Raw genomic sequence first — 12,180 nt, 5'->3', positions numbered from 1 at the left:
CAGGGCTTCGGAAGCGCGCAGACGATACCAGTTTTTGGATATGCACAAAAGGAATGTTTATCTATATGTTTAGACAGAAAACGTAGCTTTCCAGGCGCTTGTGCTGGCAGGGGGATTGGGCTTTACTAGCTAGGGTAGGTAACACGCCCACAAGGTGCAACAACAATAAGAGGATCACCTATGAACGAGCAGGAAACACACCACCAGCATCACGCCGACAGTCACCTCGATGCCTTTGCCGCAGTTGCCTTGATCCTTATCGTGGTCGTTGCTGCCGTCTTCTGGATCAGCCAGCAGTAACCGAGCGGAGCGTGTCGCAATGGCCGGTCAGACGCCGGCCAGGTGCAGTATCAGCTTGACCACGCCCAGAATGACCAGAACGAACAGGGCGGTGAAGGCGATCCCCAGAAATATGAAGTGACTCGCCTTGCCGTGGGTGAAGTCGCGTTCGCGCGCCTTGCTGCTCTGGACACCCAGGGCTGCGAACAGTACGCTGATGACGGTGTCGCGAAATCGCATGCCGTTTTGCTGTGGTTCCTGTCGCTGTTGCTGATCCGTCATAACAGTCTCCGGTCGGGTTTGAGTCCAGCATAGCGCTATTCAAATACGGATGTGCGCCCAATCCCTGCGTCGCCACATGATTGCGAAGATCAACGAGTTGATCGCGCGATATCCGCTCTGCATCAACCATATGCTCAACAGGCCGCCACCCAGCACCGGGCCGGCGACATAGGCACAGGGCAGAAACAGCAACCACTGGCTGCCCAGGTTTACGCCCATTACCGTGCGGCTCGCGCCTGCGCCGAGGAGGGCCTGCGTCAGCACCAGCGCCGTCGCGTCGAGGGTCATGCCCAGTCCGGTAATGCGCAGCGGCCATTCCCCCAGCGCCAGCAGTTCGGGGTCCTGAGTGAACAGGCCCAGGACCAGCTGGGGAGCCATCCAGAAGGGCAGGCCGAGCACGAACAGCGTGCAGGCCGCCACGCGGACAACATCCCATCCCCAGCGATAGGCCTCGTTCGGCTCGCGCTCACCCAGGCTATGGCTGACCAGGGTGGCGGCTGCCATCCCCATCCCTACGCCGGGCAGGATCAGGAAAAGCGCCAGATTGATGAGCACGTGGGCAATTGCCAGCTCCTGAGTGCCAATCTGGCCGATGATCCAGAACAAGGTCGTGATACCGGTAGCGAAGAGAAATTGTTGCAGAGAGTTGGGAATCGCCAGACGTAGCAGGTTGCGTACGCGCAACGCTCGTGGCGGCTGACGCATGAATCCGTGGTCGCTGGCCGGGCCCCAGGTAACCAGGAAGTAGGTAGCACAGCCGACGAACATGGCGATGCAAGTGCCCAGTCCGGAACCGGCAGCGCCCATCTCGGGGAGACCGAAGCGACCGAAGATCAAACCATAGCTTACCGCGATGTTGACCACATGCATCCCCAGCAGGATCGCCAGGTAAGTGCCGGCCTTGCGAATACCATTCCAGTAGCCGCGGAAGGCGAAGTTGGCCCCGACAGCAATGATGGCCAGTGTCCGCCAACGGAAATAATCGGCGCCGATCTCTGCGACGTCCGCATCTTCGGCCAGGAAACCGATTATCCGGTCGGCGTTGAACCAGCAGATCAGTGTGAGCGGCAGCGCCAACAGCGCACCAATAAGTAAACCGTCATTGAGGGGCGTGGCGATCTGCCCTGCGGCGCCCTCACCCTGGCGACGTGCGACCATCGCCTGAACGCCTGCGCCCAGACCCATCACCAAAGCGATTGCCATGAAATTGGCATAGCTGCCGAGCCCGACACCTGCCAGGGCAGCGCTTCCCAGGCTGCCGACCATGGCTGCGTCGACCAGGTTCAGCAGGCTCTGACTGAGCATGCCGCCCATGATCGGCAAGCCCAGTAGCGCAATGCTCCTGAGCCGATCGCGGGCGGGCAGCAGCATCATGGCGCCGGGTCGTACCCGAGATTGGGAGACAGCCAGCGTTCGGTGACCTCGAGAGTCTGACCCTTGCGTCGGCTATAGGACTCCACCTGATCGCGGTCTACCTTGCCTACGGCAAAGTACTGACTCTGCGGGTGAGAAAAATACCACCCGCTAACCGAGGCGGCAGGAAACATGGCGAAATGCTCGGTCAGTGCCACACCTGACTCGCCATTGGGATCGAGCAGGCTGAACAGGGTTGCCTTCTCCGTATGGTCGGGGCAGGCCGGGTAGCCGGGCGCAGGGCGAATGCCGCGGTATTTTTCGCGGATCAGCGAGTCATTGTCCAGCGCCTCGTCGGGAGCGTACCCCCAGTACTCGCGGCGGACCCGCTCATGCAGCCACTCTGCGCACGCTTCAGCCAGCCGGTCAGCAAGCGCCTTGACCATGATCGCGTTGTAATCGTCGCCCTTTGCCTGGTACTCGACCGCGACCTCTTCGGCACCGAGGCCGGCGGTGGTGATAAAGCCACCCACATAATCGGTCAGACCGCTCTGTTGAGGTGCGACGAAGTCGGCCAGCGAAAAGTTGGGTTTCTCCTCGGGCTTGATGGTCTGCTGACGGAGATGGTGCAGTCGTGCAAGCGGCTGGCCAGCGTCATCAAATACCGCGATATCGTCATCATCGGTCTGGTTCGCCGGCCAGAAGCCGAACACCGCTCGCGCCTTGATCAGCTTCTCGTCGATGAGCTTGCGCAGAATGGCCTGAGCATCATCGAACAGCGAGCGCGCCGCTTCGCCGATGACTTCATCATCGAGAATTCGCGGATATTTGCCTGCCAGCTCCCAGGAGATGAAGAACGGGGTCCAGTCGATGTACTCGACCAGCGTGTCCAGGTCGATGTTGTCCAGTACCTTCACACCGGTGAAGGAGGGGACCGGAGGCTGATACCCGGCCCAGTCGATCGGCGGCTTGCGCTTGAGCGCTTCGGTGTAGGGCAGGCGTTCGGTGCGCGCGCTGCGGCTGGCCGTGCGCTCGCGCACCACGGCGTAATCCTCGCGAATCTTCCTGATGTAGTCCGGCTTGATTTCCTTTGAAAGCAGGCTGGTGGCAACGCCGACGGCGCGCGAAGCATCAGTGACGTAGATGACCGCGTCGTTGCTGTACTGAGGGTCGATCTTGACCGCAGTATGCGCCTTCGAGGTGGTTGCGCCGCCGATCAGCAGCGGCAAGGTGAATCCCTGGCGCTGCATCTCCTTGGCCACGTGTACCATCTCGTCCAGTGAAGGTGTGATCAGGCCGGAGAGACCGATGATGTCGCATTTTTCCGCAATCGCGGTCTGCAGAATTTTTTCCGTCGGCACCATGACGCCCAGATCGACGACGTCATACCCATTGCAGCCGAGCACCACGCCGACAATGTTCTTGCCGATGTCGTGAACATCGCCCTTCACGGTAGCCATGAGGACCTTGCCCTTGGGCTCGGGGTTGTCACCCTTTTCCGCTTCGATGAAGGGGATCAGGTGACCGACCGCCTGTTTCATCACGCGCGCCGACTTGACCACCTGAGGCAGGAACATCTTGCCGGCACCAAACAGGTCACCCACTACGTTCATACCGGCCATCAACGGCCCCTCGATGACTTCGATGGGGCGGGTATAGGTCTGCCGCGCTTCCTCGGTGTCCTCGACGATCCAGGTGGTGATGCCTTTCACCAGAGCGTGCTCCAGTCGTTTGCTGACCTCCCAGCTGCGCCACTCTTCGGTCTCGGCTTCCTTCACGCTGCCGTCGCCCTTGTACTTGTCTGCGATGGCCAGCAGCGCCTCGGTGCCGCCCTTCGAGCGGTTGAGCACCACGTCCTCGACGATTTCACGCAGCTCCGTCGGGATCTGATCGTAGATCTCCAACTGCCCCGCATTGACGATACCCATGTTCAGGCCGTTGCGGATGGCGTGGTAGAGAAACACCGAATGGATGGCTTCACGAACCGGGTTGTTGCCGCGGAAGGAGAACGAGACGTTCGACACGCCGCCGGAGGTCAGCGCATGGGGCAGTTCGTCACGGATGTAGGCACAGGCATTGATGAAGTCAACGGCGTAGTTGTTGTGCTCCTCGATACCGGTCGCAATGGCGAAGATGTTCGGGTCGAAGATGATGTCTTCCGGCGCAAAGCCGACTTCCTTGACCAGGATGTCGTAGGAGCGCTTGCAGATCTCCTTCTTGCGCGCTTCGGTATCGGCCTGACCCTTCTCGTCGAACGCCATGACGACCACAGCGGCGCCGTAGCGCTTGCACAGACGAGCCTGCTGACGGAACTGTTCTTCGCCTTCCTTCATGGAAATCGAGTTGACGATTCCCTTGCCCTGGATGCATTTGAGGCCGGCCTCGATAACTTCCCACTTGGAAGAGTCGATCATGATCGGCACGCGAGCGATATCGGGTTCGCCGGCGATCAGATTGAGGAAGGTGACCATGGCCGCCTTCGAGTCCAGCATCCCCTCGTCCATGTTGATGTCGATGATCTGCGCGCCGGCCTCGACCTGCTGCAGCGCGACTTCGAGCGCTTCACTGTAATTGTCTTCGCGGATAAGCCGTGCGAACTTGGCACTGCCGGTGATGTTGGTCCGTTCACCCACGTTGACGAACAGCGAGCTGCGGTCGATGGTGAAGGGTTCCAGGCCGGACAGGCGACAGGCGGGCGCTATCTCCGGGATCGACCGTGGCGGGTATTTTGCCACCGCTTCGGCGATCGCCTGAATGTGCTCGGGAGCGGTGCCGCAGCATCCGCCGACGATGTTGAGGAAGCCCGATGCTGCGAACTCTTCCACGACCGCCGCCATCTGGGCCGGCGTCTCGTCGTACTCGCCGAAGGCGTTGGGCAGGCCGGCATTGGGGTGTGCCGATACAAACGTGTCGGCCTTGCCCGCCAGTTCTTCCAGATAAGGACGCAATTCCTTCGCACCAAGGGCGCAGTTCAGGCCAATCGAGATGGGCTTGGCGTGGCGAACCGAGTTCCAGAACGCTTCGGTAGTCTGGCCCGAGAGGGTGCGACCGGAGGCATCGGTAATGGTGCCGGAAATCATGATCGGCAGCTCGACGCCGACGTCCTCGAACACCTGCTGGACCGCAAAGATCGCCGCCTTGGCATTCAGCGTGTCGAAGATCGTCTCAATCAGAATGAGATCCGAGCCACCCTCGATCAGCCCGCGGGTAGAGTTCATGTAATCCTCGACCAGCTGATCGAAGTGAACGTTGCGGTATCCGGGATTGTTGACGTCCGGCGAAATGGAGCAGGTCCGACTGGTCGGGCCGAGTACGCCGGCAACGAAACGCGGCTTGTCCGGCGTCTCGGCGGTTTTCTCGTCACAGACCCGGCGGGCCAGGCGGGCGCCTTCCACATTGAGTTCGTAGGCCAGGTCCTGCATGCCGTAATCGGCCTGTGAAACGCGGGTGGCATTGAAGGTGTTGGTTTCGATGATGTCGGCACCAGCATCAAGGTAGGCGCGCTCGATTGCCGCAATCTTGTCCGGCTGGCTCAGGATCAGCAGATCGTTGTTGCCCTTCAGATCGCTTGGCCAGTCGGCGAAGCGTTCTCCGCGATAATCCTCCTCCTCCAGCCGATAGCTTTGAATCATGGTCCCCATGCCGCCATCCAGGATCAGGATGCGCTGACGCAGGGCGTCGCGCAGGGCGGTCAGGCGGGTATTCAAATCAGGCATGGGAGCTCCGGCGATGCACATCGAAAAGCCGTCTATCTTAGCAGAAGTGCGGCGAATGCTGAATGACTGGGGTTTCTTCCGCGCCGTCCGGACACCTGCTGGTCATGAGGAACTTTCATTTGACCTCTGGTCGTACCTTGAGCAGACATCAATTCAGCAGGAGGTCGAAATGGGCAGTTCTCTCAAAGGCAAACGCATTGCGCTGTTGGTAACCGACGGATTCGAGCAGATCGAATTGACCTCGCCGCGCGAGGCGCTTCGCGAAGCCGGTGCCATCGCCGACATCGTGTCCGCAGAGTCGGGTGAGGTTCGCGGCTGGAACCATACCGACCCGGCCGACAGCTTCAAGGTCGACCGGACCTTCGATGCGGCGCATGCCGACGATTACGATGCCGTGGTTTTGCCCGGCGGGGTGGTCAACGGCGACAACATCCGCCTGAACGATGTGGCCAAGTCGTTGCTCAAGAACGTTGCCAAGGCCAACAAGCCGATTGCAGTCATTTGCCACGGCGGCTGGATCCTCGCGTCGGCGGATCTGGTGAAAGGCAAGAAGATGACCAGTTGGCCGTCGCTCGCCGACGACCTGCGTAATGCGGGTGCAGACTGGGTGGACCAGGAAGTCGTGGTGGACGGCAATCTGATCAGCAGCCGCAAGCCGGATGATCTCGATGCGTTCAACCGGGCGCTGATCGAGAAACTGGCTGCGTGATGCGCAGCTGATCGCGGTCGCTGCACGAAGGATGTCTCGATCGCGGCGGGTGGTGAGTAATACCCTACTAAATCAGTAAGGCTTTATTCGCGCCCGCCAATCCCTTACACTAGCCGCCATAGTCACTGCTCGAGAGGCGTTACATGGCAGGCATTCACTTCACCGAAGGCGCGGAAAAATACCTGGCCGATCTGCTGTCAAAGCAGGACTCGTCCGGCGTCGGTATTCGCGTATTCATCACTCAGCCCGGCACGCCCTACGCTGAAACCTGCATCGCATACTGCAAGCCCGGGGAAGAGAAGCCCGAAGACCGGTTGATGCCGCTTGATTCGTTCAACGTCTGGATAGATTCGGTTAGTGAGCCCTTTCTTGACGATGCGGTCGTCGATTATGCGACCGACCGGATGGGCGGCCAGCTGACCATCAAGGCACCCAACGCTAAAGTTCCGATGGTTAATGACGATAGCCCTCTGAACGAGCGCATCAATTATCTGCTGCAAACTGAAATCAATCCCGGCCTCGCCAGTCACGGCGGGGAAGTGAAGCTGGTCGACGTCGTCGAAGGTGGTGTTGCCATCCTTCAGTTCGGCGGCGGTTGCCAGGGGTGCGGCATGGTTGATGTAACGCTCAAGGAAGGCATCGAGAAAACACTGGTCGCGCGAATTCCTGAACTGACTGCGGTACGTGACGTAACCGATCACACGGTTACGGAAAACGCCTACTACTGACAGTCCCCCTCGCACGCCCGGCTGTCAGGCCGACGCCCGGACGCTACGCGCATGTGATAGCGTTATGCCACTAATGATTAGCTAGCGAGGGCGTTGCCATGGCTGGAGTTCTGGATACCGTCAATCAGCGCACGCGGCTGGTTGGCGAAAACCGACTTGAAATACTGCTGTTCAAGCTGTCTGCTCATTCGCAGCTGTTCGCGCTCAACGTATTCAAGATCCGTGAAGTGCTGCAAATGCCACCCTTGACGCAGATGCCGCAACGCCATCCGCATGTGGTAGGGGTGACGCATCTGCGCGGGCAAACCATTCCGGTCATCGATCTGTCGGCCGCCATAGGTCTGCGCCCCTTACCCGTCTCCGCCCAGAGCACCGTCATCGTCACCGAGTACAACCGCTCGGTTCAGGCGTTTTTGGTCGGTGGAGTGGAGCGGATCATGAACCTGAACTGGGATACCGTTCAGCCGCCGCCCCGAGGGGCTGGCAGATCCCACTACCTGACAGCCATCACCCGTCTGGAAGATCAGCGCCTGGTAGAGATCATCGACGTGGAGAAGGTCCTGGCGGAGATCGTACCGTTCAATGCGAGGGTCAGTCCGGAGCTGCTCGATGAAGGGCTGCTGGACAAGGCACGGGGCAGGGAAGTGCTGCTGGTCGACGACTCGCCTACCGGGATCAATCAGCTTCGCGAAACCCTCTCGCAACTGAATCTGACCATGCATGTTGCGACCGACGGTCTGCGGGCTCTGAAACAGCTCAAGGCCTGGGCTGACGAGGAAGGGCGTCTTTCCGACCGTCTGCTTATGGTCATAACCGATGCTGAAATGCCGGAGATGGACGGTTACCGGCTGACAGCCGAGATCCGTAAGGACCCGCGGCTGCAGGACCTGTACGTAGTGCTGCACACATCCCTGTCAGGCAACTTCAACAACGCAATGGTCGAGAAGGTCGGGTGTGATGGCTTCCTGTCCAAGTTCCAGCCGGATCAGTTGGTCGAAGTCGTTCGTGAGCGCCTCAAGCGCCTGGATAATTGAACCAGGCGCCCTGTTGATGTGAGTACGGGTCGCGCGCGGATCATCGCGCGCGCAGATAACGCTCGTGGCTTTCCATCACAGGCTGCTTGATCCCAAGCTTTTCCCCGTAGATCACCGCGTAGCTGAGCACGCTTTGCACGTATTGCCGCGTTTCGTCGAACGGGATGGCTTCGACCCATACATCCGAAGGCAGATCATTCACGTCGCGTGTCCACTGACGGACGCGTCCGGGGCCTGCGTTATAGGCCGCCGACGCGAGCACGCGGTTGCCCTGGAACTGGTTGTTGAGTTGCGAGAGATAGGCAGCGCCCAGCGCGATGTTGCGCTCGGGCTGCAGCACATCGTTGGGCTTGGCCAGAGGAATCCCGTAACGCTTTGCAGTTTCCCGTGCAGTGCCGGGCATCAGCTGCATCAGTCCCATCGCTCCAGCATGCGATCGCGCGTCGGCCATGAAAGCGCTTTCCTGCCGAGTGATTGCATAGACCCATGGCGACTTGAGCTGACGCGCCGCGGCTTGCTGGGTGATTGGCTGCTGATATGCCAGCGGGAAGCGAATGTCCAGATCGTCCCAGTGCTGTGCCTGGCTTACGCTGCGTATGGCCGGGAAGTACCATTCCATCTCGCGCGCCAGGCTAGCCTGGGCGATCAGTTCGTCGCGATCGAAGAAACGGCTCGCGTGGTACCACTCACGACGAGCGTCGACCACTTGACCCCGCGCATAGAACTCCCGTGCTCGGCGGATGTTGCCAGCGTTACTAACCTTGTCGCGAACCTTCGGGTCGATCTTTGCAGGTTGGTGATTCAGCGCGTAGGGGCGGCCGCTCTGCTCTGCTGCGAGGAATCCGTAGAAGTCCCGCTCGCTGGCCAGCTTGCTGTAATCCTCTTGCAGATGGTCCGGACGACTGGATGTCAGCTGGGCGCTGCGCAGTTTCCAGTAACGCCAGCGACTCTGCTGGTTGAGGGTATCCGGTAGCGTCGCTGACAGATCGCGGGCAAGCTCGAACTGTCCGGTGCGCAATGCCAGTCGAACGCGCCATTCGCTGACCTGGTCGTCCTGCATCGTCGGGTCGTTGGCCGCCATGAAAGCGAGTGCCGCCGGATCGTGCCGCTTGGCCATGCGCACGCCGATATCGCGGGTGATGGCAAGGCGATCGCCTTCGGCAAACGGAAGGTCGCGATACAGTGGCCACAACTCGAAGGCTGCGCCGGGATCGTCACGACCCAGCCGCCGCAGCGCGACGGTGACGATGTCTGTCATTTTCTCCGCTGGCTGGTTGGCGCCTGGGCGATAACGTTCATGGTTCTTCAGCAAAATCGGACGGGTAGCGGTCTCGACGAAGCGCTCGGCCAACGCCTTCTGGCTCGGAACGTAGCGGGTCAGATACCGTGCCAGCGCATCCTGACGGTAGAGCAGGGCAAGCCGAATGCGTTGCCAGGCAACGGTCTCCGTAAGGCCCCCGGCCTGCCGCCAGCGTTCGAACAGCGGATCGCAATCCTTCGGCTGGGAACGGCCTACCGTCCACAGCTCGGTGGCGCGCTGCATGGCCTCGGTACTGTTGCCTTCGCGCCAACGCTGCAGGGTTACCTGACAATCAAGACCGGCGTCGCGGCTGCTCTCGTCATAATGCTTGTGAAAGAGCGACCACTCGCCGTCGCGCGCCAGCCTGCGCAGCCATTTGTTTTTCAGCAACTGCGCTGCAGGCAGGTCGCCGTGCTCGAGTAGAAACGTTTCCACTTCTTCGTGCGAGGGCTGCGCCTTGCGGTTGAGCTCCGCCAGCAGAAGATACGGATACAGCGGGTAGTCATCGAGCCCGGGCTTGAGCTGCTGGTACCGGGACAACTGGTTGCCCTGCAGGGCGGACATCGCTTGATCGTAGGCGCGGCGCTGCTCCTGCAGCCGATCGGCCAACGCCGGTTGACACAGGAGCACGCCGGCAATTGGTGCGACGAACAGCTTCAGAAACAAAGAGGTGTAGCGGTGCATTGTGAATCCTGCCCGAGCGGGCGGTGGAGCGGTGTGGGTGATGAGCGTTGAGCACAGCTTAGCGGTTTGGCTGGTGGCCGAATAGTGGTCTCGTGTCGCATTAAACATGCAGCTGACGACAGGTAAGGCTAGAATGCCGGCCTGTCTTTTCAAAGGTGTTATATGGCGCTTCTTTCGTTCTCCGATGTCTCTCTGGCCTACGGGCTCAATCCGCTGCTGAGCAAGGTCTCCTTCCAGCTCGATCGCGGTGAACGCGTATGTCTGATCGGGCGCAACGGCGCAGGCAAGTCCAGCCTGCTCAAGCTCATCGACGGGCAGCAGGCACCGGACGAAGGGGAAATCTGGTTTGCCCCGGGTCTGAAGATCGGTCAGCTGCCGCAGGAGCTCCCGCAGGCCGACGACTCGCTGGTTTACGACGTCGTGGCGGCCGGACTGGCCGGGGTGGGTGATCTGCTCGCCGAGTATCATCGTCTGGTTCACGGCGAAATGGGCGAAGCTGAACTCGCGCGGCTGGAAAAGGTGCAGGAACGTCTCGAGGCGAAGGACGGTTGGCGACTGAACCAGCTGGTCGAGACCACGCTCACCCGCCTGGGGCTGCCGGCGGAGAAGAGCATGGCCGAACTCTCGGGCGGCTGGCGGCGTCGCGTGCTGCTTGCACAGGCTCTGGTGTCCGAACCGGACGTCCTGTTACTCGACGAGCCTACCAACCACCTGGATATTCATACCATCGCCTGGCTGGAAGAGGTGCTGGTCGACTATCGCGGTGCGGTGCTGTTCATCACGCACGATCGTCAATTCCTGCAGGCACTGGCCACGCGCATCCTCGAACTGGATCGGGGCGCGCTGATCGACTGGCCGGGCGACTATGCCAGCTTTCTGGTGCACAAGGAGCAGGCGCTAGCTGCAGAAGCGACGGCCAACGCCCTGTTCGACAAGCGACTGGCCCAGGAAGAAGTCTGGATCCGGCAGGGCATCAAGGCCCGCCGGACGCGAAACGAAGGGCGCGTCAGGGCGCTCAAGGCTATGCGCGATGAACGAGCACAGCGTGTCGAACGTCAGGGCAAGGCAAGTTTCCAGCTGGAAACCGCTGACAACTCAGGGAAGCGGGTCATTGAGGTCGAGGGCGTGTCCTTTGCCTGGCCGGGACGTGTCCCGCTGGTGCGCGACCTGACCACCTTCGTCCTTCGCGGTGACCGCATCGGGCTGATCGGCAACAACGGATCTGGTAAAAGCACGCTGCTCAAGCTGCTGCTCGGTCAGCTTGAACCGACAGCCGGCAGGATCAAGCACGGCACCAAACTGGAAGTAGCCTATTTCGATCAGCTGCGCGGTGCGCTGGAACCGGAAAAGTCCGTCATCGACAACATTTCCGAAGGTCGTGATTTCATCGAAATCAACGGCGAGCGTCGCCATGTGATCAGCTATCTGGGTGATTTTCTTTTTTCCCCCGAACGTGCCCGAACACCCGTGAAGGCGCTTTCCGGCGGAGAGCGCGCGCGCTTGCTGCTGGCGCGGCTATTCAGCAAGCCGGCCAATGTGCTGGTGCTCGATGAGCCGACCAATGATCTGGATGTCGAAACGCTGGAACTGCTCGAAGAAGTGCTGGACGGGTTCGATGGTACGGTGCTTCTGGTCAGCCATGACCGGGCTTTCCTGGACAATGTGGTGACCAGCAGTCTGGTATTCGAGGGCAACGGGAACGTTCGCGAATACGTTGGCGGATATGCCGACTGGCTCCGGCAGGGCGGCAAGATAGAGTCGCTTGCTGAATGGGGGCAGGATGCGTCTGTCGAAGAGGCCACGCCGGCGGCGCCTGTTCCTAGCCCGGTCGAGGCGCCTCAATCGCCGGCGCCCAAGGCCAAACTCAGCTACAAGTTGCAGCGCGAGCTGGAAGCCATGCCGGCTGTGCTCGAGCGGCTGGAAGAGGAACTTGAGGTGCTCCAGCGAGAGGTTAATACGCCGGAGTTCTACCAGCAGAGCCATGAGAAGACGGCGCCGATACTGGCTTCAATGGAAGCTAAACAGGCCGAGCTCGATCTTGCTCTGGAACGCTGGGCCGAGCTGGAAGCAATGCAGGGCTGACGGGCGGGCCGTC

At 60.6% G+C, this 12,180-nt stretch carries 8 protein-coding genes; 4 read left to right on the top strand and 4 right to left on the bottom strand.

Features of this window, described 5'->3' with window-relative positions; all coding sequences use genetic code 11:
• Nucleotides 1-327 precede the first annotated feature (327 nt).
• From KEM63_RS09230 to metH, 3 genes are all read right to left on the bottom strand, one after another.
• Entirely contained in the window at nucleotides 328-519 is a 192-nt protein-coding gene (locus tag KEM63_RS09230; protein ID WP_223655857.1) for a DUF2970 domain-containing protein, read from the bottom strand.
• An 81-nt stretch (nucleotides 520-600) separates the two neighbouring features.
• Nucleotides 601-1,935: an MATE family efflux transporter gene (locus KEM63_RS09225; RefSeq protein ID WP_223650927.1), complete on the bottom strand. Its 1,335-nt coding sequence runs from the start codon at nucleotides 1,933-1,935 to the stop codon at nucleotides 601-603.
• On the bottom strand, nucleotides 1,932-5,630 hold the full coding sequence (gene metH / locus KEM63_RS09220) for a methionine synthase (protein WP_423747784.1): 3,699 nt from the start codon (nucleotides 5,628-5,630) through the stop codon (nucleotides 1,932-1,934). Before metH ends, KEM63_RS09225 begins: the two co-directional genes overlap by 4 nt.
• Nucleotides 5,631-5,799: 169 nt before the next feature.
• Here metH and KEM63_RS09215 point away from each other — a divergent pair, with 169 nt between their 5' ends.
• The 3 genes from KEM63_RS09215 (at nucleotide 5,800) to KEM63_RS09205 (ending at nucleotide 8,101) form a co-directional block, all read left to right on the top strand.
• Nucleotides 5,800-6,339: a type 1 glutamine amidotransferase domain-containing protein gene (locus tag KEM63_RS09215; RefSeq protein ID WP_223655856.1), complete on the top strand. Its 540-nt coding sequence runs from the start codon at nucleotides 5,800-5,802 to the stop codon at nucleotides 6,337-6,339.
• A gap of 143 nt (nucleotides 6,340-6,482) precedes the next feature.
• Nucleotides 6,483-7,067, top strand: coding sequence for a Fe-S biogenesis protein NfuA (gene nfuA / locus KEM63_RS09210; protein WP_223650922.1), 585 nt, complete (start codon nucleotides 6,483-6,485; stop codon nucleotides 7,065-7,067).
• Nucleotides 7,068-7,165: 98 nt separating this feature from the next.
• The gene (locus KEM63_RS09205; RefSeq protein ID WP_223650920.1) at nucleotides 7,166-8,101 is read left to right on the top strand and encodes a chemotaxis protein CheV; all 936 of its coding nucleotides are present in this window, start codon (nucleotides 7,166-7,168) and stop codon (nucleotides 8,099-8,101) included.
• 40 nt (nucleotides 8,102-8,141) lie between these two features.
• Here KEM63_RS09205 and KEM63_RS09200 read toward each other — a convergent pair whose 3' ends face one another.
• Entirely contained in the window at nucleotides 8,142-10,085 is a 1,944-nt protein-coding gene (locus KEM63_RS09200) for a transglycosylase SLT domain-containing protein (protein WP_223650918.1), read from the bottom strand.
• A 162-nt stretch (nucleotides 10,086-10,247) separates the two neighbouring features.
• Between KEM63_RS09200 and KEM63_RS09195 the strand changes: the two genes are divergently transcribed.
• On the top strand, nucleotides 10,248-12,167 hold the full coding sequence (locus tag KEM63_RS09195; protein ID WP_223650917.1) for an ATP-binding cassette domain-containing protein: 1,920 nt from the start codon (nucleotides 10,248-10,250) through the stop codon (nucleotides 12,165-12,167).
• Nucleotides 12,168-12,180 lie beyond the last annotated feature (13 nt).

It is taken from the genome of Halopseudomonas nanhaiensis (genome assembly GCF_020025155.1).
GTDB classification, from domain to species: domain Bacteria; phylum Pseudomonadota; class Gammaproteobacteria; order Pseudomonadales; family Pseudomonadaceae; genus Halopseudomonas; species Halopseudomonas nanhaiensis.
Note: the sequence above shows the minus strand (reverse complement) of the source record. Positions and strands in the feature narration are given on the sequence as shown.